Source organism: Xanthobacter sp. DMC12 (assembly GCF_056314105.1).
Map to the genome: position 1 here is coordinate 1,524,838 of NZ_JBQUYZ010000001.1, position 23,572 is coordinate 1,548,409.

At 68.2% G+C, this 23,572-nt stretch carries 17 protein-coding genes; 7 read left to right on the forward strand and 10 right to left on the reverse strand.

Features of this window, described 5'->3' with window-relative positions; genetic code table 11:
* Positions 1–141: 141 nt before the first annotated feature.
* Genes dctP through ACT535_RS07070 form a run of 3 tightly spaced genes read left to right on the forward strand, consistent with a single transcriptional unit; the run spans position 142 to position 3,097 of the window.
* Positions 142–1,191, forward strand: coding sequence for a TRAP transporter substrate-binding protein DctP (gene dctP / locus ACT535_RS07060; protein WP_476363826.1), 1,050 nt, complete (start codon positions 142–144; stop codon positions 1,189–1,191).
* Positions 1,188–1,748 carry a TRAP transporter small permease gene (locus tag ACT535_RS07065; RefSeq protein ID WP_476363827.1) on the forward strand — a complete coding sequence of 187 codons (561 nt, stop codon included), beginning with the start codon at positions 1,188–1,190 and terminating at the stop codon, positions 1,746–1,748. Before dctP ends, ACT535_RS07065 begins: the two co-directional genes overlap by 4 nt.
* Positions 1,745–3,097, forward strand: a complete 1,353-nt coding sequence (locus ACT535_RS07070; protein WP_476363828.1) for a TRAP transporter large permease — start codon at positions 1,745–1,747, stop codon at positions 3,095–3,097. The genes ACT535_RS07065 and ACT535_RS07070 overlap by 4 nt, the downstream gene beginning before the upstream one ends.
* A gap of 7 nt (positions 3,098–3,104) precedes the next feature.
* Here the strand turns inward: ACT535_RS07070 and ACT535_RS07075 are convergent, their stop codons facing one another.
* From ACT535_RS07075 to ACT535_RS07095, 5 genes are all read right to left on the reverse strand, one after another.
* The gene (locus tag ACT535_RS07075; RefSeq protein ID WP_476363829.1) at positions 3,105–3,992 is read right to left on the reverse strand and encodes a transglutaminase family protein; all 888 of its coding nucleotides are present in this window, start codon (positions 3,990–3,992) and stop codon (positions 3,105–3,107) included.
* 52 nt (positions 3,993–4,044) lie between these two features.
* Complete coding sequence (locus ACT535_RS07080) at positions 4,045–6,456, reverse strand: circularly permuted type 2 ATP-grasp protein (RefSeq protein ID WP_476364004.1); 2,412 nt, start codon at positions 6,454–6,456, stop codon at positions 4,045–4,047.
* A 270-nt stretch (positions 6,457–6,726) separates the two neighbouring features.
* Complete coding sequence (locus ACT535_RS07085) at positions 6,727–10,152, reverse strand: transglutaminase family protein (protein WP_476363830.1); 3,426 nt, start codon at positions 10,150–10,152, stop codon at positions 6,727–6,729.
* A gap of 194 nt (positions 10,153–10,346) precedes the next feature.
* Complete coding sequence (locus ACT535_RS07090; RefSeq protein WP_168459859.1) at positions 10,347–13,568, reverse strand: efflux RND transporter permease subunit; 3,222 nt, start codon at positions 13,566–13,568, stop codon at positions 10,347–10,349.
* Between the two features lie 27 nt (positions 13,569–13,595).
* A complete protein-coding gene (locus ACT535_RS07095; protein WP_476363831.1) occupies positions 13,596–14,894 on the reverse strand; it encodes an efflux RND transporter periplasmic adaptor subunit in 1,299 nt (432 codons plus the stop codon).
* 408 nt (positions 14,895–15,302) lie between these two features.
* Between ACT535_RS07095 and secA the strand changes: the two genes are divergently transcribed.
* Positions 15,303–18,083, forward strand: a complete 2,781-nt coding sequence (secA, locus tag ACT535_RS07100) for a preprotein translocase subunit SecA (RefSeq protein ID WP_476363832.1) — start codon at positions 15,303–15,305, stop codon at positions 18,081–18,083.
* Between the two features lie 96 nt (positions 18,084–18,179).
* Here secA and ACT535_RS07105 read toward each other — a convergent pair whose 3' ends face one another.
* The 3 genes from ACT535_RS07105 to ACT535_RS07115 all read right to left on the reverse strand — a co-directional run bounded on the left by ACT535_RS07105 (position 18,180) and on the right by ACT535_RS07115 (position 21,258).
* A complete protein-coding gene (locus ACT535_RS07105) occupies positions 18,180–18,782 on the reverse strand; it encodes a Pr6Pr family membrane protein (RefSeq protein WP_476363833.1) in 603 nt (200 codons plus the stop codon).
* Positions 18,783–18,932: 150 nt separating this feature from the next.
* Positions 18,933–20,075 (reverse strand): L,D-transpeptidase family protein, encoded by a 1,143-nt coding sequence (locus ACT535_RS07110; protein WP_476363834.1) that lies wholly within the window; start codon positions 20,073–20,075, stop codon positions 18,933–18,935.
* A gap of 229 nt (positions 20,076–20,304) precedes the next feature.
* On the reverse strand, positions 20,305–21,258 hold the full coding sequence (locus ACT535_RS07115; RefSeq protein ID WP_168459863.1) for an acetyl-CoA carboxylase carboxyltransferase subunit alpha: 954 nt from the start codon (positions 21,256–21,258) through the stop codon (positions 20,305–20,307).
* 214 nt (positions 21,259–21,472) lie between these two features.
* Here ACT535_RS07115 and ACT535_RS07120 point away from each other — a divergent pair, with 214 nt between their 5' ends.
* From ACT535_RS07120 to ACT535_RS07130, 3 genes are all read left to right on the forward strand, one after another.
* Positions 21,473–21,679 carry a hypothetical protein gene (locus tag ACT535_RS07120; protein ID WP_476363835.1) on the forward strand — a complete coding sequence of 69 codons (207 nt, stop codon included), beginning with the start codon at positions 21,473–21,475 and terminating at the stop codon, positions 21,677–21,679.
* A gap of 97 nt (positions 21,680–21,776) precedes the next feature.
* Positions 21,777–22,067 carry a YggT family protein gene (locus tag ACT535_RS07125; protein WP_168459864.1) on the forward strand — a complete coding sequence of 97 codons (291 nt, stop codon included), beginning with the start codon at positions 21,777–21,779 and terminating at the stop codon, positions 22,065–22,067.
* 10 nt (positions 22,068–22,077) lie between these two features.
* Positions 22,078–22,413, forward strand: coding sequence for a DUF167 family protein (locus ACT535_RS07130; RefSeq protein ID WP_476363836.1), 336 nt, complete (start codon positions 22,078–22,080; stop codon positions 22,411–22,413).
* A gap of 3 nt (positions 22,414–22,416) precedes the next feature.
* Here the strand turns inward: ACT535_RS07130 and ACT535_RS07135 are convergent, their stop codons facing one another.
* On the reverse strand, positions 22,417–22,767 hold the full coding sequence (locus tag ACT535_RS07135) for a cupin domain-containing protein (protein WP_476363837.1): 351 nt from the start codon (positions 22,765–22,767) through the stop codon (positions 22,417–22,419).
* Positions 22,768–22,814: 47 nt separating this feature from the next.
* Positions 22,815–23,567 carry a 2-dehydro-3-deoxy-D-gluconate 5-dehydrogenase KduD gene (kduD, locus tag ACT535_RS07140; protein ID WP_476364005.1) on the reverse strand — a complete coding sequence of 251 codons (753 nt, stop codon included), beginning with the start codon at positions 23,565–23,567 and terminating at the stop codon, positions 22,815–22,817.
* Between the last annotated feature and the right edge of the window lie 5 nt (positions 23,568–23,572).

Sequence of the window (23,572 nt, forward strand, 5' to 3'; positions counted from 1 at the left end):
CGGCAACGCCAATCAGCCGTCGGCAAGTCACCGCCAAGAAATATGAAATCGACCTGCCGGACCCCGGATCAACCGGGGCCGGCGCATTGAAACGGGAAGAAACGCCAACGGCCCGCAGCCACCGGGCCAGGGAGGAAATCCATGTCCAACGACCATTCCCTCATCCATCGCCCGATCTCCCGCCGCCTCGTGCTGGCCGGCGCGCTGTCAGCGCCCGCCGTGCTGCGCTTCACCGGCACCGCGCACGCCGCGACCACGCTCAAGATCTCCCACCAGTTCCCCTCTTCTTCCGGCGACGAGGGCGACTTCCGCGACCGCCTCGTGCGTCGCTTCGCCGATGAGGTGACGAAGCGCACCAACGGCGAAGTTGCCTTCGAGATCTATCCCGGCTCGTCGCTGATGAAGACGAACGCGCAGTTCTCGGCCCTGCGCAAGGGCGCGCTCGACCTCTCGCTCTATCCCATCTCGTATGCGGGCGGCGAGGCGCCGGAGTGCAACATCGGCCTGATGCCGGGCCTCGTCTCCTCCTACGATCAGGGCCTCGCCTGGCGCACCAAGCCGGTGGGGCAGGCCTTCTCGGAATATCTTGAAAGCAAGGGCGTCAAGATCCTCACCTGGGTCTGGCAGGCGGGGGGCGTCGCCAGCCGCGAAAAGCCGCTCATCGCGCCCGAGGATGCCAAGGGCATGAAGATCCGCGGCGGCTCTCGCGAGATGGACATGGTGCTGCAGGCTGCGGGCGCCGCCGTTCTGTCGCTGCCGTCCAACGAGCTTTACGTGGCCATGCAGACCGGTGCGTGCGACGCGGGCATCACCTCGTCCACCTCGCTCATCTCCTTCCGGCTGGAAGAGCTGGCCAAGCAGCTCACCACCGGCCGCGGCAAGTCCTACTGGTTCATGCTGGAGCCGCTGCTGATCTCCAAGGCGGTGTTCGACAAGCTGCCCAAGGCGCAGCAGGACGTGCTCGCCGCCGTGGGGCTGGAGATGGAAGCCTTCGGCAAGGCCGGCGCCATGGCCGACGACACCAAGGTCGCCGAAGTCTTCGCCGAGGCCGGCGCCAAGATCCACGATCTCGATGCCGCGACGGTGGAGAAGTGGCGCGCCATCGCCCGTGACACCGCGTGGAAGGATTATTCCGCCAAGTCCGCCGGCTGCGCCAACCTCATGAAGCTCGCGCAGGAGGTGCCGGCATGAGCCACGGGCTCGATCTCGGCCACGGCGCGGACGCGCGGGCGGAGGCGGCGCACGCCCCTCCGCTGCTGGCGGCGGCGCACGGGCTGCTCAGGCGGGCCAACCGGCTCATCCTCGCCCTCGGCTCCATCGCCCTCGTGGCGGCGAGCCTCATCCTCTCCTACAGCGTGGTGTCGCGCTTCTTCTTCCGCGCGCCGACCTACTGGCAGGACGAGGCCTCGGTGTTCCTGCTGGTGGGCGTCACCTTCATGACCGCCGCCTTCGTGCAGAGCCAGCGCGGCCATGTGGCCATCGATGCTCTCGCCCACATGCTGCCGCCAGCGGCTAACCGGGTGCGGCAGTTCGTGGTGGACGTGTTGAGCTTCGCCTTCTGCGCCTTCTTCACCTGGAAGTCCTTCACCCTGTGGCACGAAGCGTGGGTGGACGGACAGGTGACCTCCTCCACCTGGGCCCCGCCCCTCTCCATCCCCTACGGCGTGATGACCGCCGGCATGGGCCTCCTCTCGCTGCAGATCCTCATTCAGGTTCTCGCCGGACTTCTGGAAAGGGTGGAACGATGAGCACGGCCCTCGTCGGCCTCCTTTATGGCGGGGCCACCCTCGGCACCATGTTCCTCGGCATGCCCATCGCGTTCGCGCTGGGGGCGGTGGCGGTGCTGTTCATGGTCGGCTTCATGCCGGCCGCCTCCCTCGATACGGTGACGCAGAATGTCTATGAGGAGATGGCCTCCATCACCCTGTTGTCGATCCCGCTCTTCATCCTGAAGGGCGCTGCCATCGGCAAGTCGCGGGCGGGGCAGGACCTCTATTCGGCGCTCCATGCCTGGATGCACAAGATCCCCGGCGGGCTCGGCATCGCCAACGTGTTCGCCTGCGCCCTGTTCGCCGCCATGGCCGGCTCGTCTCCCGCCACCTGCTCGGCCATCGGCTCGGCCGGCATTCCGGAGATGCGCAAGCGCGGCTATTCCGGCGCCTTCGCGGCCGGGCTCATCGCCGCCGGCGGCACGCTCGGCATCCTCCTGCCGCCGTCCATCACCATGATCCTCTATGCGGTGGCGGCGGAGCAGTCTCTCGGACGCCTCTTCCTCGCCGGCCTCGGGCCGGGACTGCTGCTGGTGCTGCTGTTCGCCGGCTACGCCATGGTGCGTTTCCGGCAGGAATATGCGGCGGCCAAGGCGGCCTATGCGGAGACCGGCGCGCGCTCCGCTTTGCTCCACGAAGAAAACCTCACCCTCCGCGACCGCTTCGCGGCCCTCCCCCGTGTGCTGCCCTTCGTGGTGCTGCTCACCGGCGTCATGGTCGCGCTCTACGGCGGCTATGCGACGCCCTCCGAGACGGCGGGCCTCGGCGGCGTGCTGGCGCTGGCGCTCATCGCGCTGATCTACGGCGTGTGGACGCCGAAGGACCTCTCCCCGATCCTCACCTCGACCATCCGCGAATCCACCATGCTGATGATGATCATCGGTATGTCGCTGCTCTATTCCTACGTCATGAGCTACCTGCACATCAGCCAGGCGGCGGCGCAGGCGATCGTGGCGCTGAACCTCTCCAGATGGCTGCTGCTGGCCACCATCCTGGTGCTGGTGGTGGTGCTCGGCTTCTTCCTGCCGCCGGTGTCCATCATCCTCATGACGGCGCCGATCATCCTGCCGCCGCTGAAGGCGGCTGGCTTCGACCTGATCTGGTTCGGCGTGGTGATGACCATCGTGATGGAGATGGGGCTCATCCACCCGCCGGTGGGGCTCAACATCTTCGTCATCAAGAACATCGCGCCCGACATCCCTTTGAAGGACGTGATCTGGGGCACGGTGCCCTTCGTGCTCCTGATGCTGCTGGCGGTGATCCTGCTCTGCCTGTTCCCGCAGATCGCCACCGGCTTCCCGGACCTCGTGATGGGCAAGGGGCGCTGAGGCGGCCCTAGCGCCCCTGCACCGGCACCACGTCCACGCCAACGGCGAGGATGTGGTCGCCGGACGAGACGATCACCCCGTCCACCGGCGAAACGTCCGCATAGTCGCGGCCGACGGCGAGGATGATGTGGTCGTCCCCCGCCGGGATGGCGTTGGTGGGGTCGAGCCCGATCCAGCCGAAGGCCGGGCCGCACCACACCTCCGCCCAGGCATGGGTGGCGTCCGCCCCCTCCAGCCGCGGCTGGCCCTCGGGCGGGATGGTGCGCAGATAGCCGGAGACGTAGCGCGCCGGCAGGCCGAGGCCGCGCAGGCCGGCGATCATCACCTGCGCGAAGTCCTGGCACACGCCCGCTTTCGCCGTGAACGCCTCGCGGGGCGAGGTGGTGACGATGGTGGCGCCCGGCTCATACGTGAATTCGTCATGCACCCGGTGCATTAGCTCTAACGCCGCCTCCAGCACGGGGCGGTCGCCGCGGAAGCTGGTCGCCGTCCAGTCGGTGATCTCGGCATCGATGGGCACCGCCCGGCTCGGGAACAGGCCATGCACGGCCGCGTCCGGCCCGAGGTCCGCCTCCTCCAGCGCGGCGGCGCGCACCTCGTCCACCAGCGGGGTCATCGCCGGGTCCGGCAGGGGCGTGGCGCTCACGTCCACCCGGCTGCGGGTGGTGATGGCGAGATGCCCGTGGGGCTGGTCGATGGTGAGCCAGGTCAGCCCGTTGCCGAAGAAATCCGTGCCCTGCTCCAGTTCCGCCGGCTCGGGGTCCACATCGAGGATGTGGGCAATGACGTGCTGGTGGCCGAAGCGATCCACCGGCGTCATGCGCAGCACCTGGCGCACCACGCGCACCGGCACCTGGTAGCTGTAGGTGGTGGTCTGGCGAATATCGTAGAGCATTTGACGTTGCTTTCGCTCAGGCGCCGCGCGGGCTGTACTCGTTGCTTTCGCTCTACATGCCGAAGGTCAGTGTCATCTCCGGGGAATGTCCCTGCAGGAAATAGTGCGACGACACCTCGTCGGAGAGCTGCATCAGCATCTTCTCCATGGCGTCGAACCATTGCGGCTCGAAGCTCTCCGCCGTGCTGGCGGCAAGCTCGGCCTGCATGCGGGCGACGATGCGCTCCCACAGCGGCGGCGGCGCATCCTGGTCGCGGCCCGGCAGCACCTTGAGGTGGCTCGCCATGCGATGCACCTGGAAGGCCACCGAGCGCGGATTGTCCGGATCGAGCAGCACGAGATCGAGCACCGGCCCGCGCGCTTCCATCATCACGTAGCGCGTGCGGTAGGTGATGAGGCTGTCCGCCACCTGCAGCAACGCATCGAGCGAGCCCTGCGGCGCGCCCAGCTCGCCGAAGGTGCGGGCGAAGCGCAGTGTGCCGATGGCGCGCTCCGTGCGCCGGCCGATCTCCAGGAAGCGCCAGCCGGTGAGCCGGTTCATGTTCTCCGAGGCGAGGCCCGAAAAGGCGGCGATGATGCGCAGCGCCGCGTCCGCCCGTTCTGCCGCGTCGGCCTCGGACGGGGCGGTGGGCACCGGCTGGGACACGCAGGTTTCAAGGTCCACCAGCGCGCGCCACGCATCGGGCGAGAAGCGGTCGCGGATCACGGAGGCGGCTGCGCGCGCCGCCTGCACCAGTTGCGGCAGGGCGCCGGGCAGGTCGCGCCGGGTGAGCACGGCCACCGCATAGCGGGCCGGCGTTGCCCGGGCGAGGTCGCGCGGCATGGCACCCCAGGCCCCGAGCAGGCCGAGCAGGCGCGACACCAGCGGGCTGGTGCCGGTGTCGCCGCTCTCGGCAAGGCGGCCGACCAGCACGCGGGAAAGGCGCAGCGTCGCCTCCGCCCGCTCCACATAGCGGCCGAGCCAGAACAGATTGTCGGCGGCGCGGCTCGGCAGGGTGCCGGAGGAGCGGCGGACCTTCACATTGTCCGGGCTCGGTAGCAGCGTGGTATCGGCCACCTCGCCGTCGGCCAGCACCCAGACATCCGCCGAGCGGTCGCCCTTCTGCATGGAGACGGCGCGGGCATCGGCGGCGGACGAGATGCGGCAGAAGCCGCCCGGCATCACCGACCAGCCCTTTTCCGTCGCGGTGAGGAACACCCGCAGCATGAACGGGCGGGGCGTGAGCTTTTCCCCGGTCCACACCGGGGTGGTGGAGAGGCGGGCGATGTCCTGGCCCACCACGTCCGCCCCGCGCCGGGCGAGCAGAGTGGACAGACGGCGCCGGTCGGCCTGGGTGAGGTCCGCCCCGAGCACCGAGCCGCCGTCCGGCAGGCCCGGAAGCACCCGGCCGAAGGCGGAGGAGATGACGAGTTCGTCCAGATGCTCCATCACCTGCGCCCGCTCGGCCGGCTGTCCGCACCACCAGGTGGCGACGTGCGGCAGGCTGAGCGGCCGCCCGGTGAGGCGGGTGGCGATGCGCGGCAGGAAGGCGAGCAGCGCCGGCGCCTCGATGATGCCGGTGCCCAGCGCATTGGCCAGCGCCACGCCGCCCATGCGCACCGACTGGACGAGGCCCGGCACGCCGAGGCGTGAGCCGGCATTCAATTCCAGCGGGTCGGCGAAATCGGAATCGAGGCGGCGCAGCAGCACGTCGATGCGCCTCAGGCCGGCGACGGTCCGCACATGCAGGGTATCGCCCCGCACGGTCAGGTCCTCGCCCTCCACCAGCAGGAAGCCGAGATAGCGGGCGAGCAGCGCGTGCTCGAAATAGGTCTCGTTGAGCGGGCCGGGGGTGAGCAGGCCGATGCGGCCTTCTCCCGTCCGGTCGAGCTTCATCAGCGAGGTGCGCAGGGCCTGGAAGAAGCCGGCGACCCGCTTCATGTTCAGGTTGCGCGAGACGTCCGGCAGGGCGCGCGTCGAGGCGAGCCGGTTCTCCAGCGCATAGCCGGCGCCGGAGGGGGCCTGGGTGCGGTCGGCGAGCACCCACCAGCGCCCGTCCGGGCCGCGGCCCACGTCGGCGGCGTAGACGCGCAGGAAGCGCCCGCCCTCGGGCCGCACGCCCACCAGCGGCCGCAGGAATTCCGGGCTGCCGGCCACCGCCGCCGCCGGCAGATCGCCGTCGGACACAAGATGGCCGTCGCCATAGAGATCCTGAAGCACCGCTTCCAGCAGCTCGGCGCGCTCGATGAGGCCCTGCGAGAGGGCTTCCCAATCCGAATTGCCGATGATGAGCGGCATGTGGCTGAGCGACCACGGCCGCTCGCCTCCGCCGGCATCGTCATAGACGCGGTAGAAGACGCCGCTGTCCCTGAGGTAGCGGTCGGCCGCCGAGAAGCGGCGGCGCAACTCCTCGGAGCCGAGTTCCGCGAGGGCGGCGAGGAAGGGCTGCCAGTGGCGGCGCGGCTGGCCGTCGGCATCCATCATCTCGTCGCGGGTGGCCGGCAGGGTGCGGTAGCCGCCGATCAGGCTTTCCGCCGCGGCCCGCTCGAATGCCTCGCTCCGCTGCTCCGCCCCCGACACGATCACCCCTTCCACGGGCACCCCTGCCCGCGCGTCAACATCCTGTGCCCGGTGGGACCGGGTTCTCCATTATGCCCGCGACAGCGCCAGATGCACCCCTCTTCGGAGCGCTTCCAGGCTGCACCCGCCGCAGACCAGGCCCGCGGCAGGCGGATCGGGCGCGGCCCGGCGACCTCAGGCGCGGGCAGGGCGCCGCAGGTCGAGGGTGGTCGGGAACTCGTCCGGCGCGGTCTCCAGCACCACGTCGAGGGTGCCGGGGGTGTGGCCGAAGGTCTGGAAGCGGGCGAGGCGCCGCGCCTCCGCCTCGTAGGAATTCACCGGGAAGGTATCGTAGTTCCGTCCGCCCGGATGGGAGACGTAATAGATGCACCCGCCCCGGGAGCGCTCGCTCCACGTGTCCACGAGGTCGAAGGTGAGCGGCGTGTGCACCGGGATGGTCGGGTGCAGGCCCGACCAGGGTTGCCACGCCTTGTAGCGCACGCCGGCCACGTAGGTGCCATTGCGGCCGGTGGGTGCCAGCGGCACCTTGCGGCCGTTGCAGGTGAGGATGTGGCGCGAGGGGTTGAAGCCCTCCACCTTCACCTGCAGGCGCTCCACCGAGGAGTCCACATAGCGGGCGGTGCCGCCCACCACGCCTTCCTCGCCGAGCACATGCCAGCATTCCAGCGCCTGCCGCACCTCGATGTCCACGCCCGCCTGCTGCACCTTGCCGAAGGCGGGGAAGCGGAACTCGAACTGGGCGCGGAACCACTCGGGATCGATCTGGTAGCCGGCGTCCGAGAGGTCTTCCACCACGTCGAGGAAGTCCTGCCAGACATAATGCGGCAGCATGAAGCGATCGTTGAGAATGGTGCCCCAGCGGGTGCAATGACCGTGCACCGGCTTGTTCCACAGCCGCGCGATGAGCGCCCGCAGCATGAGCTGCTGGGCAAGGCTCATGCGCCAGTCCGGCGGCATCTCGAAGCAGCGGAACTCCACGAGGCCCAGCCGGCCGGTGGGGCCGTCCGGCGAATAGAGCTTGTCGATGGAGATTTCGGTGCGGTGGGTGTTGCCGGTGACGTCCACCAGGAGGTTGCGCAGCAGGCGGTCTACCAGCCAGGGGGCCGGCGGCTCGCCCTTGCCGGGCAGCGGGAACTTGGAGAAAGCGATCTCCAGCTCATAGAGGCTGTCGTGCCGCGCCTCGTCCACCCGCGGATGCTGGGAGGTCGGGCCGATGAACAGGCCGGAGAAGAAATAGGACATGCAGGGATGCCGCTGCCAGTAGAGCAGCAGGCTCTTGAGCAGGTCCGGCCGCCGCAGGAACGGGCTGTCGGCGGGGGTAGCGCCGCCCACCACCACGTGGTTGCCGCCGCCGGTGCCGGTGTGGCGCCCGTCCACCATGAACTTCTCGGTGCCGAGGCGGGCGAGGCGCGCCTCCTCATAGAGGATGCGGGTGATCTCCACGCAGCCGGCCCAGGTGTCGGAAGGATGGACGTTCACCTCCAGCACGCCCGGATCGGGCGCGATGCGGATGAGGTTGAGGCGGTAGTCGAACGGCGGCGGATAGCCCTCCATGTGGATGGGCGTGTTCAGCTCGATCGCCACCTGCTCGAGGGCGGCGATGAGGTCGAGATAATCCTCAAGGATTTCCACCGGCGGCAGGAACACGCACAGGCGGCCGTTGCGCGGCTCGACACAGAGCGCGGTGCGGGTGTCAGCGGTGAAGATCTGGGTGTCGTATTTGGCGAGATATTCGCGCGCCAGCTCCTGCGCCCGCTCGCCGACGCCGTAGGCCTCGGTGCGCGGAGCGATGGAGTGGCGCGGCATGCCGCCCGGGCCGCCGGGCGTGCCGGCGTCATGGCCATCGGTGCCCGCACCGGCCCCGCCCTGCCCTGCTGCGTAGCGGGCGGCGAAATCGGCGGCGTCCGGCAGCGGGTCGCGCGGCTCGAAGGGGTCGGCCTCGACGATGTAGGGATAGCGCGTGGGCGCCAGATACTGCAGCGATTCCAGCGGCAGACGATAGCCCATGGGGCTCTCGCCGGGGATCAGGAACAGGAACTGGCGGCGGAAGGTCCATTCCTCCGAGCGCCACGCCGGGCCGTTGGGCGTCCACACCCGGCGCAGCGGCAGCACGGAGCCGGTGGCGGTGCCGAGGCCCTGGTTGAAGGTACGGGCCAGCATGCGCCGCTGCACTTCGTCCGCCATGCGCGGATCGCCGGGGGCGATGTTCTCGGGAAGGTTCTGCTCCTTCCACATGTAGTAGATGTTGTCCTCGAACGCCTGCTGGACGAACTGGCTGCCCACGGCCAGCTTCTCGGCGACCGCCTTGCAGAAGCGCTCGGCATCGGCCGGCGTGACGCCGTAATTCACCTTCTCGTCGGCGATCAGGTCCTCGCGCTGCCAGATGGGCTGGCCGTCCTTGCGCCAGAACAGGTCGAAGGACCAGCGCGGCAGCGTCTCGCCCGGATACCACTTGCCCTGGCCGTAATGCAGCACGCCCTCGGTCTCGAAGCGGCGGCGCAGGCGGCGGATGAGGTCGTCGGCGCGCTCGCGCTTGTGCGGGCCGAGCGCTTCGGTGTTCCACTCGGGCGACTGGTAGTCGTCGATGGAGACGAAGGTGGGTTCGCCGCCCATGGTCAGGCGGACATCGCCCGCCTTGAGGTCCTCGTCCACCTTGTGGCCGAGCTGGTCGAGGGCGGCCCAGGTCTCGTCGGAGAAAGGCAGCGTGACGCGCGGCGCCTCGGCGACGCGGACCACCTGCATGTCGAAGCCGAACTCGACCTCGGCCTTCTCGTTCACATAGCCGGTGATGGGGGCGGCGGAGCTGTAGTGCGGGGTGGCCGCCAGCGGGATATGGCCTTCGCCGCACAGGAGGCCCGAGGTCGGATCGAGGCCGATCCAGCCGGCGCCGGGCACGAACACCTCGCACCAGGCGTGCAGGTCGGTGAAGTCCACATCCGTGCCCGAGGGGCCGTCGAGGGCCGCGACGTCAGGCTTGAGCTGGATCAGGTAGCCGGAGACGAAGCGGGCGGCGAGGCCGAGGTGGCGCAGGATCTGCACCAGCAGCCAGCCGGTGTCGCGGCAGGAGCCGAGCTTGCGGGTCAGCGTCTCGTCGGGCGTCTGCACGCCCGGCTCCATGCGGATCACGTAGCCGACTTCGCTCTGCAGGCGCTGGTTGAGGTGGACCAGGAAGTCGACGATGCGGGTCTTCTCGCGCGGCACGGAGGCGAGATACTCGGCGAACAGCGCGCCCTCATCCTCCAGCTCAAGGTACGGCGCCAGCTCCGCCTTCAGCGCGGGCGCGTATTCGAAGGGGAAGTTCTCGGCATATTCCTCGACGAAGAAGTCGAAGGGATTGATGACGTCGAGCTTGGCGAGGAGGTCCACCTCGACCTTGAACTCCGACACCCGCTCGGGAAACACGATGCGGGCCAGCCAGTTGCCGAACGGATCCTGCTGCCAGTTGATGAAGTGGTCGGCCGGCGAGATCTTCAGCGAATAGGCCGGGATGTCGGTGCGGCTGTGCGGCGCCGGCCGCAGCCGGATGACCTGCGGCCCCATGGAGACCGGGTGGTCGTAGGTGTAGCTCGTGACGTGATGCAGGCTCGCAAGGATCGACATTTAGGGCACCAGGTCCTGCGGGCGACAGCCCAGGGATAGGGTCAGCGGTGGGATCGGCCCCATGGCCGAGAACGGATCGCGCGTCCCGCCAAGGTTAGACAAGCCCGAGTGGAGGCGGAAGCGCGACTTTGCGGCGGCAACCGCCCCGATCGGGAGCAGTTGCCGCAAGATAAGGCAAAGCCGGCGCGCCCGGATCAGGCAGATGCGGGCGCCGGGGGCACACCCGCGTCGGGCGCGGGAGGCGGAGCGGGCGGCGCATTTCCAGCGCCATGGCCGGTGCTGGACTTCTTCTTGCCCTTGCGGCCTTCCTCGAAGCGCTGGAGCACCGTGTAGAAGGACGGCACGAACAGCACGGCGAGGCAGGTGGAGGCGAGCATGCCCGACACCACCGCGATGCCGATGGACTTGCGCGAGTTGGCGCCAGCGCCGGTAGCGAACACCAGCGGCAGCACGCCGAGGATGAAGGCGAAGGAGGTCATGAGGATAGGGCGGAACCGGAGGCGCGAGGCCTCCACCGCGGCATCCATGATCTCCATGCCCTCGGCCCGTTTCTCGCGGGCGTACTCGACGATGAGGATCGCGTTCTTGGAGGCGAGCGCGATCAGCAGCACGAGGCCGATCTGGGTGTAGAGGTTGTTGGCCACCCCCAGGCCCAGCAGCGCGCTGACGGTGCCCAGCAGCGCCAGCGGCACCGCGAGGATCACCGACATGGGCTGGATCCAGCTCTCATACTGGCCGGCCAGCACGAAGTAGACCAGCAGGATGGCGAGCCCGAACACGTAGTAGATCTGATTGCCGACCGCCTTCTCCTGATAGGACATGGCGGTCCACTCGAAGCCCGTGCCCGGAGGCAGGGTCGAGGCGGCGATCTGCTCCATCAGCGACAGCGCCTGCCCGGACGAGAAGCCCGCAGCGTTGGTGCCGACGATGGTGGCGGAGGGATAGAGATTGTAGAGCGAGATCAGCGGCGGACCCAGGGTGGTCTTGACGTCCACCACCGTTCCGAGCGGGATCATCGCGTTCTGGGTGGGCGAGCGCACCTTCAGCTGCATCAGGTCCGCCGGGGTCACGCGGAAACCCGCGTCAGCCTGGATGTAGACCTGGAAGACGTTGCCGAACTTGTTGATCTGGTTGACGTAGGTGGAGCCCAGATAGGACGAGATGGTGCTGAACACCTGGCCCACCGTGATGCCCAGCGTCTCCGCCTTGATCCGGTTCACGTCCACCTGGATCTGCGGCGCGCCCGCGCGGAATGAGGAGGACACGTGGGAGAGGGCCGACTGCGCCCGCGCCTTGTCCACCATGGACGAGGTGATCTGCTCCAGCAGCTGGTAGTCGAAATTGCCGCTGCGGATCTGCGGCTGCATGGTGAAGCCGGCGGCGTTGCCGATGCCCTGGATGGCCGGCGGCACGAGGATCGCCACCTCTGCCTCCTCGAGGCCGGCAACCGCCTTGTTCAGATTCTCGTACATCGAGAGCAGGTCCTGCCCCTTGGTGGCGTAGCGCACGTCCCAGGGGGTCAGGGTGATGTAGGTGACGCCGGCATTGGCGAGGGTGGACGAGTTGTCGAGCACCGAGATGCCGGAGATCGCCAGCACGGTCTGCACGCCCGGCACCTTGCGGATGCGCTCGGAGACATCCGCCATCACCTTCTTGGTGCGGTTGAGGTTCGAGGCGTCCGGCAACTGGACGTGGGCGAGGAAGTAGCCCTGGTCCTCGATGGGCAGGAAGGAGGTCGGGATACGGGTGAGGCCGTAGCCGGCGACGCTCATGAGCGCGATGGCGATGAGCACCATCAGCTTGGAGTGATGCACCATGCGGCTGATGAGGCCGGCATACCAGTGCTCCGCCTTGCCATAGATGGCATTGAAGCCGCGATAGATGAAGTTGCGCTTCTCCGGCGGCACCGGCTGGCGCAGCCAGAGGGCGCACTGGGTGGGCTTCAGGGTCGCCGCGTTGATGGCCGAGATGAAGGCCGTCGCCGCGATGACAAGCGCGAACTGCTTGAACATCTGTCCCGACAGGCCGGGAATGAACGAGGCCGGCAGGAACACGGACATCAGCACCAGGGTGATGCCCACCACTGGCCCGAACAGTTCGTCCATGGCCTTCTCGGCCGCGGGCTGTCCCGCCATGCCTTCCTCGATGTGCCGCGCCACGCCTTCCACGATGACGATGGCGTCGTCCACCACGATGCCGATGGCGAGGATGATGGCGAACAGGGTCGAGAGGTTGATGGTAAAGCCCATGGCGTCCATGGCGGCGAAGGCGCCGATGATGGTCACGGGCACGGTGGTCGCGGGCACCAGCGTGGCACGCCAGTCCTGCAGGAACAGCAGGATGACGATAAGGACGAGGATCGCCGCCTCGAACAGGGTCTTCCACACCTCGTCGATGGAGGCGGTCACGAACAGGGTCGTGTCGAAGGGGATCATGTAGTCGAGCCCCTCGGGGAAGCTCTTCTTCAGATCCTCCATCTTCGCGGCGACACGCTTGGCCACATCGAGCGCGTTGGCGGCGGGAAGCTGGAAGATGCCGATGCCGGCTGCAGGCTTGTTGTCCTGCATGAAGTCCTTGGAATAGCTCTGCGCCCCAAGCTCCACACGGCCGATGTCGCGGATGCGCACGATCCGGCCACCGTCGGAATTGTCCACCTTGACGATGATGTTCTCGTAGTCCTTCACGTCGTCGAGGCGGCCGGCGACGTTGACGGTGTACTGGAACGCCGCGTTGGACGGGGCCGGCGGAATGCCGAGCTGGCCCGGCGTGACGAGCTGGCTCTGCTTCTGGATGGCGTTGGAGACGTCGGTCGGGGTCAGGCCAAAGGCCTGCATGCGGTCCGGGTCCATCCACACGCGCATGGCGTAGGTGCCGGCGCCGAAGACAGCGACGTTGGCGACACCTTCCACACGCTCCAGTTCGTTCTGGACGTTGATGATGGCGTAGTTGTTCAGGAACAGTCCGTCATAGCGCCCGTCCGGCGAGACGAGGGTCACGAACTCGAGGATCGAGGTGCCCTTCTGCAGGATGGTCACGCCCTGCGCCTGCACCGCCGTGGGCAGCGAGGCGAGGGCGATGTTGACGCGGTTCTGCACCAGCACCTGCGCCATGTTCGGATCGGTGCCGATGGCGAAGGACACGACCAGCGTGTAGGTGCCGTCCGAGGCCGACCACGACTGCATGTAGATCATGCCCTCGACGCCGTTCACCTGCTGCTCGATGGGCAGGGCGACGGTGTCGATGAGCGTCTTGGCGGACGCGCCGGGATAGGAGGTGGAGACCGACACCGTGGGCGGCACGATGTTCGGATACTGCGACACGGGCAGGCGGATCAGCGAAACGAGGCCGATCAGCACGAAGACCATGGCGAGGACGTTCGAGAGGACCGGCCGCTCGATGAAAAAGCGCGAAATCATGGGCGCTGCCTCATGTTCGAGGGCGGGTCAGTTCTTCGGCGTCGCAGGGGTCGCACCCGGCGTCGCCGGAGCATTGGGGGTCGGCGGCACCGAGGGGATGGCGCGGGCCGGAGCGTCGGCGGGCGCCACTCCGGCGGGCTTCGGCAGAGGCTTGGTGCCATCGTCCACCGGCGGGGCGATGGCGACGATCTTGCCCACCTCCACGTCGATCTTGGAGCCGGGCACCGCGCGCTGCATGCCGTTGATGATGACGCGGTCCGTGGCCTTCAGACCGCTAAGCACCGCGCGCAGGCCGTCTGCCTGGAGCTGGCCGAGGGTGATCTGCGTCTGGGCGACGACATTGTCGGAGCCGACGGTGAGCACATAGGGACCAAGCTGGTTGTAGCTGATTGACGAATCCGGAACGAGGATGGTCGCCGCCGCCTGGCCGAGCGGCACGCGCACGCGGGCGAACAGGCCGGGCAGCAGCACGAAGTCGTCGTTCTGGAAGATGCCGCGGACGGTGAGCGTGCCGAGGTTGGGGTCCACCTGCGGCGCGATGTAGTCGATGCGGCCGGCATGGGGGTAGCCGGTCTCGGTCTGGAGACCGATCTCGATCGGGATGTCCGGCAGGTCGCGGGTGAGGCTGGTGAGGGAGCGGCCCTGCTTGGCCAGCTGCTCCTTGATTCGCAGCACTTCCTGCTCGCTCAGCGTGAACCACACCCAGATGGGGTTGAGCTGGACGATGCTGGCGAGCTTGGTGGGGCCGCTGTAGCCGACGAGGGCGCCCACGTCCTGGAGATGGGCCGTCACCGCGCCGTCGAAGGGGGCGTTGACCTGGGTATAGCCGAGGTTGATCTGGGCGAGCTGCAGGGAGGCCTGGGCATTGGCCACCTGGGCGACGGCGGAATCGCGCTTGGCGCGGGCCTGGTCGAGGGCGGCCTGCGAGGCAAAGTCCTGCTTGGCCAGCTGGTTCTGGCGGTTGAACTCGGCCTCGGCCTGCACCTGCGACGCCTGGTTGGCCGCGAGCGTCGCCTTCGCCTGGTCGACCTGGGCGATGTAGGTGTCCTGCTCGATCACGAACAGGGTGGTGCCTTTCTTGGCAAAGGCACCGTCCTTGTAATTGATGTTGGTGAGGAAGCCCTGCACGCGGGCGTTCAGGTCCACCGAATTGATGGCGGCGGTGTTGCCGGTTAGTTCGAGGAAGCGCGTCACCGGCTGTTCCAGCACGGTCGCGACCGTCACCTTGGGCGGCGGCGGGGGTACGTAGGTGTTCTTCTCCTCGCATGCGGAGAGAAGGAAGGCAGCTCCGAGGGCAACGCTCGCGCAGCCCAGCCGACCCGACACCCTGATACCCCCCACCATACCACTACCCCCAATATGCAGTCGCGGCGGATACTAAGCATCGGGCAACGGATGTGTCCATGAAAGGAATTGCCCGGACGCGCCGCGATGGTCGATTGCCGCGGCACCTATGCACCGCGGCAACGCTTCGTCATAGCGCCGGCCCCGAGGGCTCCGCGGCACCCGCCTCGCATTGACATTGCCCCGACCCGTTCATAAGTGTCCGCATGGTGTGCTGCCCGCGGAAGCGGGGCGGTTGCGGCTGCGCGTTCGTTCGCTGCGCCCGCCTGTCCCGCCTTCGGACTTGCTGATGCCCCATTGCGGGTGTCCAACGGCGCGCATCGTTGCCCGGAGGTCCGGCGGTCCGTCTCCGCCCTCCTTCAGACCTGACGGAACGGAATAGAGAAACCCATGTTTGGTGGACTTGCCCGCAAGCTCTTCGGCTCCGCGAACGATCGCCGGGTGAAGGGCTATCGTCCCCGCGTCCAGGCCATCAATGCGCTGGAGAAGGAGCTGGAAGCCCTCTCCGACGACCAGCTGCGGGCCCGCACGGAAGATTTCCGCCGCCAGCTTGCCGAGGGCAAGACCACCCTCGACGATCTCCTGGTGCCCGCCTTCGCCACCGTGCGCGAGGGCGCCAAGCGTGCGCTCGGCATGCGCCACTTCGATGTGCAGCTCATCGGCGGCATGGTGCTGCACGAAAGCTCCATCGCCGAGATGAAGACCGGCGAAGGCAAGACGCTGGTCGCCACCCTCCCCGTCTACCTGAACGCGCTGGCCGGCAAGGGCGTGCATGTGGTGACGGTGAATGACTACCTCGCCAAGCGCGACGCCGAGTGGATGGGCAAGCTCTACCGCTTCCTCGGCCTGTCCACGGGCATCATCGTGCACGGCCTTGACGACGACGAGCGCCGCGCCGCCTACGCCAGCGACGTCACCTACGCCACCAACAACGAGCTGGGCTTCGACTACCTGCGCGACAACATGAAGTACGAGCGCGCCCACATGGTGCAGCGCCCCCACTTCTACGCCATCGTCGACGAGGTGGACTCCATCCTCATCGACGAGGCGCGCACGCCGCTCATCATCTCCGGCCCGCTCGACGACCGCTCGGACTTCTACAACACCATCGACCAGTACATCCCCCGCCTCTCCAAGGAGGATTACGAGGTGGATGAGAAGCAGCGCTCCGTCTCCATGACGGAAGCGGGCATGGAGAAGATGGAGCAGATGCTCACCGAGGCCGGACTGCTGAAGTCCGAGAGCCTCTACGACATCGAGAACGTCTCGGTGGTGCACCACGTGAACCAAGCGCTGCGCGCGCACTCCCTGTTCCAGCGGGACAAGGACTACATCGTGCGCAACGACGAGGTCGTCATCATCGACGAGTTCACCGGCCGCATGATGCCGGGTCGGCGCTATTCGGAAGGCCTGCACCAGGCGCTGGAGGCCAAGGAGCGCGTCCAGGTCCAGCCGGAGAACCAGACGCTCGCCTCCATCACCTTCCAGAACTATTTCCGCCTCTACGAGAAGCTGGCCGGCATGACCGGCACCGCGGCCACCGAGGCGGCCGAGTTCCAGGACATCTACAAGCTCGAAGTGGTGGAAGTGCCCACCAACGTCCCCGTTTCGCGCATCGATGACGATGACGAGGTGTACCGTTCGGCCGGCGAGAAGTACGCCGCCATCATCGAGCTCATCAAGGAGTGCAGCGCCCGGGGCCAGCCGGTCCTCGTGGGCACCACCTCCATCGAGAAGTCGGAGCTTCTGGCCGAGCTGCTGAAGCAGGCCAGCTTCCACCAGATCGACTTCTCCGATCCGGCCGCCTTCGCCCATGACCGCTCGGGCAAGGCCTTCGCGGTGCTGAACGCGCGCTACCACGAGCAGGAGGCCTACATCGTCTCCCAGGCCGGCGTGCCGGGGGCGATCACCATCGCCACCAACATGGCCGGCCGCGGCACCGACATCAAGCTGGGCGGCGCCGCCGACATGCGCATCGCGGCCGAGCTGAAGGACCTCCCCGAGGGCGAGGAGCGCACTGCCGCCGAGGCGCGCATCCGCGCCGAGGTGGAGGAGCTGAAGCAGAAGGCGCTCGACGCCGGCGGCCTCTTCGTGCTCGGCACCGAGCGCCACGAGAGCCGGCGCATCGACAACCAGCTGCGTGGCCGCTCCGGCCGCCAGGGCGACCCCGGCCACTCCAAGTTCTTCCTGTCGCTGGACGACGACCTGATGCGCATCTTCGGGTCCGACCGGCTCGACGGCATGCTGCAGCGCCTCGGCCTGAAGGAAGGCGAGGCCATCATCCATCCCTGGATCAACAAGGCCCTGGAGAAGGCGCAGCAGAAGGTCGAGGCGCGCAACTACGACATGCGCAAGAACGTCCTCAAGTATGACGACGTTCTGAACGACCAGCGCAAGGTGGTATTCGAGCAGCGCCTCGAGCTGATGAACGACGACGACGTGGCCGAGACCGTGGAGGACATGCGCCACGCCCTCATCACCGAGACCGTCGCCAAGTTCATTCCCGAGAACGCCTATCCCGAGCAGTGGGACGTGGACGGCCTCGACACCGCCATCAAGGAAGTGCTCGGCATCGAGCTGCCGGTGAAGGACTGGGCCAAGGAAGAGGGCATCGCCGGCCCCGAGGTCACCGAGCGCATCATCCGCCGCGCTGACGAGTGGATGGCCGCCAAGACCGCCCAGTATGGGCCGGACATCATGCGCTATGTGGAGAAGTCCATCCTTCTCCAGACGCTGGACCACCTCTGGCGCGAGCATATCGCCATGCTCGACCACCTGCGCCAGGTGGTGGGCCTGCGCGGCTATGCCCAGCGCGATCCGCTGAACGAGTACAAGTCCGAGGCGTTCAACCTCTTCTCCGCGCTGCTGAACCGCCTGCGCGAGATCGTCACCGCGCAGCTGATGCGGGTGGAGATCGTCGCCCAGCCGCCCATGGAGGAAGAGCTGCCTCCCATGGAGGCGCACCACGCCGACCCCTTCACCGGCGAGGACGAGATGGCGAGCATCGGTGCCGCGCTCGGCTCCCGTCCGGAGCCGCTGCTCTCGGGCGACGTCGCGGTGATGGAGCGCAACCCGAACGACCCCTCCACCTGGGGCAAGGTGGGCCGCAACGAGGCCTGCCCCTGCGGCTCCGGCAAGAAGTACAAGCACTGCCACGGCCGCTTCGCCTGAGGCGGTGATCCCTCGGCGCGGTCCCTCGCGCCGGGCCTTCTGGCGCCGGGCCTGCCCGCGCCGGGCCTGCCCGCGCCGGGCGTTGGGGCTTCGGGCTCAGCCCCGCCGGTGGCCGATGGCCCGGTCGATGCCCACGAAGATGAGCGCGGTGGCGAAGAACACCACCGCCAGCACCACGGCATTCTGCGCCATCTTCTCCACCCCGAGCTTGGCCGGGTCGAGGAACCAGTACGCATACCAGCCGTCCGCCTCGCCCCGCGCCACCGCGTAGACGAGATAGGCGAGTGGCGGCGCCATGGCCCAGAGCGTGTCGGCGAGCCGCAGCCGCCCGTGCGGCCCCGCCAGCCAGACGATCAGGAACAGCACCGGCACGGCCTGATGCAGCAGGCGGTCGGCGACGAGCTGCGCGCCTTGCGGATTCCACACGTGGCGCAGCAGCAGGGCATAGATGATGCCCACCAGCACGATGGAGACGACCGTCGTCAGCCGCGCCCGCGCCCCGGTGAGGGCATGCAGGCCGCCGAGCGCGATCTCTGTGGCGACGATGGCGACGCCGAGATTGGTGAGCACCGTGAAGAAGCCGAGGAAGCGCCACAGTGCCGGGCCGAATCCCTGGCCGATGGCCGCCATCTTCTGGACCACGATGACCAGCTGGAGGATCAGCGCAGCCCAGCCGACGACGGCCGTGAGGGCGGCCATCCGCCGACACCAGACATCATGCCCCATGGTCCGCCCTCCCCCGCCGCACCCGCCAGGCGGCGGAAAAGCGTAGGCTGAACCATCGACCGTCGGCAAGGCACACGCCAGTCGCGCGCGCGATGGCGAGCCGCAGCGTGGGTGGAAGCTCGACTACCGGGGATAGGAGCTGGAGGCGACCGCCGTGGGCTGCGGTGCCGAGGCTGCAGCGGATGCCGCCGCCAGCGAGCCCGTGGTGGCCGGGGCGCCGTCGCTCTGGTCAGCGCGCAGCAGCGCGTCGGCCTGGAGCTTGGCCGGCGTCTCCTTCGGCGGATTCACATAGTCCGGAAGGCGGCCGGGCGCCGGGGTGTAGGACATCTGCCCGGTCTCGCGCTCCTTGAGCTTGGCAAGGAACACGGGGTGCATGCCGCCGTCGCTGCCGGTCTTCACCGGAGCCACGGGCGCGGTGGTGGAGAGCGCCGCCACTTGGGCATCGTCGGACCGCTGCTTGGCGGCCACCGCCGAGGCGATCTGCTCCGGCACCTGATAGGGCGGGCAGGCCTGGCTGGCCTCGAAGGCGCGGCCCGGGGCGGGCGTGGCGTCGAACACATAGGTGCGGTTGCAGACCGAGACCTTCGGCTCCTGCTTCGTCACCTCGAAATGGTCGGAGCCCTGCTTGAGGTTCCGCCAGAACGCCATGTTGGGATTGTTGCGGTAGCGGGCGAGGTTCTTCGCCGTCATCCGGAAGGGATAGGCCTGCACCTGGAAGGCGCGCTGGCCGCCGGCGAAGCTCTCGCGGGCCAGGGAGAAGATCTCGGAAATCTGGTCGTCGGTCATGGCGTAGCAGCCCGAGGACGAGCAGTCGCCATGCACCATCAGGAAGTCGCCGGTGCGCCCGTAGGCCTTGTCATAGGCGTTGGGGAAGCCGAGGTTGAACGCCAGATAATAGCTGGAGTTCGGATTCATCTGGCCGGGGGTGATGGTGTAGAAGCCCTCCGGCGCCTGCCGGTCGCCCGTGCCCACCTTCGGGCCGAGTTCACCCGACCAGCGGCAGATGGGATAGGTCTTGAGCAGCGCATAGCTGCCCTCGGACGTGACCTTCCAGACCTCCAGCTCGGATTCCTGCTTGTAGATGCGCACCAGGATGGGGGTGGAGGGCGCCATGTCCTTCTTGGCCAGCAGCGACACCATTTCCGGCGACAGCGGCTTGTTCGCCTTGCGCGCGACCTCGGAATCGGTGGCGTTGCAGCCCGCGAGGGCGAGCGCCGCGCAGGCGGCGAGACCCGCCATCCGCAGGCGCGAGGAGAGGGTCGTCATCGGACGGCTCTTGGACAAGCGGCTCAACGCGAAACTCCCGGATCCGGACCGGCCATGAGGCCGAAAAGGCTAACCGGTCCCCCTTGATGCGACGTTATCAGCGTCGCTCCGGCCCGATGGAGAAAATAAGGCAAATGCGGCCAAGATGGGGAAACTCCGGCCCGCTTCCCCCATGCCGCAGCGCCATGGTTAAGGATTTCTTACCGCTGTGGCCGCCAGGCCGCGCCCGTCAGAGGGTACGGCCGATGGCGAGGAACTTGTCGCGCCGCGCCTTGCGGACCTGCGCGCCGTCGAGCCCCGCCAACGAGGACAGCGCATCAGCGATGGCGTCGCCCGCCGCGGCGATGGCCGCGTCCGCGTCGCGATGGGCGCCGCCGGCCGGCTCTTTCACGATGCCGTCGATGACGCCGAAGCGCAGCAGGTCCTGCGCGGTGATCTTCATGTTGGTGGCCGCGTCCTGCGCCTTGGCGGTATCACGCCAGAGGATGGAGGCCGCGCCTTCCGGCGAGATCACGCTGTAGATGGCGTGCTCCATCATCAGCACCTTGTTGGCGGTAGCGATGGCGATGGCACCACCCGAACCGCCCTCACCGATGATGAGCGCGACGTTGGGCGCGGAAAGCGCGAGGCAGGCGTCGGTGGACCGGGCGATGGCCTCCGCCTGCCCGCGCTCCTCCGCGCCGATGCCGGGATAGGCGCCGGCGGTGTCCACCAGCGAGATCATGGGCACGCCGAAGCGGTCGGCCAGTTCCATGATGCGCGCGGCCTTGCGGTAGCCCTCGGGGCGGGCCATGCCGAAATTGTGCCGGATGCGGGTTTCGGTGCTGGAGCCCTTCTCGTGGCCCAGCACGCACACCGCCTCGCCGCGGAAGCGGGCGAAGCCGCCGATGATGGCCTCGTCCTCGCCGAACTTGCGGTCGCCGGCGAGCGGCGTGAAGTCCTCGAACAGGCCGCGGGCGAAGTCGGCGAAATGCGGCCGCTGCGGATGGCGGGCCACCAGCGTCTTCTGCCAGGGGGTGAGATTCGCATAGAGCGCGACCAAAGCGTCGCGCGCCTTGCCCTCCAGCTTCAGCACCTCGTCGGTGATAGCTACGCCGTCGCCGGAAGAGGAGAGCGCGCGCAGCTCTTCCACCTTGGCCTCGAGTTCGGCAACCGGCTTCTCGAAGTCCAGATAGCTGCGCATGAGGGTCCGTGGGGTTGGAGGAGGTCAGCGCCCCCAAAAGCGGCGGGAAGCTGCCTTTGCCGCGCGGGCAAGTCAAGGCGGCACGTCAAAGTCGGCCGCGCGGACAAACGAAAGCTCCGTCGCGGCGCGGCCCGGCCGTGGGGCAAGGCGACGCTGCAACGGAACACTGCGGGGAGCGTTGTCTCCAAATCATGGTCACATCATGGAGGTTGCCGTGAAACCCGACGAAGCGATGCTGAAGAAGGGGAAAGAGGGCCAGCCGGCGACCGACGCCGCCGAAAAGCGCCAAGTCGACGCGCAGCGCCAGAAACCGGCGGCCGGCCCGCACGCGAAGCCGCAGCTGACCGATCCGGAGAAGACGCCGGGGGCCGGCGCCCTGCCCGATCCCGACAAACCCCAGGACCCCGACGCGACCGGCTGACGCAGCCGGCGGGGGCCGGGGGGAGCCGGGTGGCCTTGTTCCCGGACCACAGGTGGCGCTATTGCTGGCACGCCACTTCCCGGGGACCCTTCCGACGATGCGCGCGCTGCTCGACGTTATCCTTGTCGTTCTCCAGCTCTATGTCTGGATCCTCATTGCCGCGGCCGTGCTGTCCTGGCTCGTCGCATTCAACGTGGTCAATCCGTACAACTCGTTCGTGCGCAGCGTGGGCGAGTTCCTGTTCAAGGTGACGGAACCGCTGCTGGCCCCCATCCGCAACGTGCTGCCCAATCTCGGCGGCCTCGATCTGTCGCCGATGGTCCTGATCCTGCTTATCTTCTTCCTGCAGCAGGTCATCGCCTACTACATCTATCCCTACGTGTTCTGAGCCGGCCGCCGTGTCGTCCGCCGCGCCGTCTGCCACCTCGTTCGTGCGCATCCTGCCGGACGGCGTGGAGGTGACGGTGCGGGCGACGCCACGCGGCGGGCGCGATGCCGTGGATGGCGTCGCCGCCCTCTCGGACGGCCGGGAGGTGCTGAAGGTGCGGGTGCGGGTGGCACCGGAGGATGGCGCCGCCACCGCCGCCGTCGCCAAGGTGGTGGCCGGCGCAGCCGGTGTCGCCGCCTCGCAGGTGCGGCTCGCCTCGGGCGCCACGGCGCGGGTCAAGACCTTCCGCATTACGGGCGACGGCCCCGCCCTCGCCGCGAACCTCGCCGCCGCCGCGGGGAAATGAGCCTCAGGCAGGCTTCACGAAATCCGCGCGCATGGGCGTGAACACGTCCACCAGCACGCCGGGCTCGATGCAGACCGCGCCATGGTGGGTGCCCGAGGGCACATAGAAGCTGTCGCCCGCCTTCAGGCGCTCGGTGCGCCCGCCGATGGTCAGCTCGAACACGCCGCTCTCCACGCTGGTGATCTGCACGTGGGGATGGCTGTGCGGCACGCCCATGGGCCCCGGCGCGCGGGCGATGACGCGGACCAGCATGATCTCGTCGTTGAAGGTGAGGATCTGCCGGCTCACCACCTCGTCCACCACCTCCACCGGCGTGGTGTCGGCGAAGGCGAAGACACTGCCCTTCTCGCTCATGCTCTCTCCCATCCTGCCGGCCAGTCTCCCCGACCAGCCCGCATGTATCAGCGCGCCAGCCAGCCGCCGTCCACCGGCAGCACGACGCCATGCACATAATCCGCCGCGCGCGACGCCAGGAACACCGCCGCGCCGCCGATGTCGGACGGGTCCCCCCAGCGACCGGCGGGGATGCGGCCGAGGATGGCGGCGTTGCGGTCCGCATCCGCGCGCAGGGCCTCGGTGTTGTTGGTGACGAAATAGCCCGGGGCGATGGCATTCACGTTGATGCCCTTGGCCGCCCACTCGCAGGCGAGCAATCGCGTGAGACCGGCAAGCCCGCTCTTGCTCGCGGTGTAGGACGGGATGCGGATGCCGCCCTGGAAGGAGAGCAGGGAGGCGATGTTGACGACCTTGCCCCCCTTGCCGTCCGCCAGCATCCGCCGGGCGACGGCCTGTGTGAGGAAGAAGGTGGACTTGAGGTTCACGTCCATCACCTCGTCCCAGTCCTTTTCCGAGAAGTCGATGGCGTCGGCGCGGCGGATGATGCCGGCATTGTTCACGAGGATGTCGACGCGCCCGCCGATCTCCGCCTCGGCAACGATGCGGTCGATGGGCTTGAGCGTGCCGAGGTCGGCGCGCACGGGTGTGAAGCTGCCGCCCGCGGCGGCCACCAGAGCGGCGGTCTCGTCCATGGCCGAGCGGCCGACGCCCACGACGCCCGCTCCGGCGGCGGCGAGCGCCACCGCGATGGCCTGGCCGAGCCCAGTGTTGGCGCCGGTGACGATGGCCCTGCGGCCAGACAGATCGAACGGGTTCAAGGGAT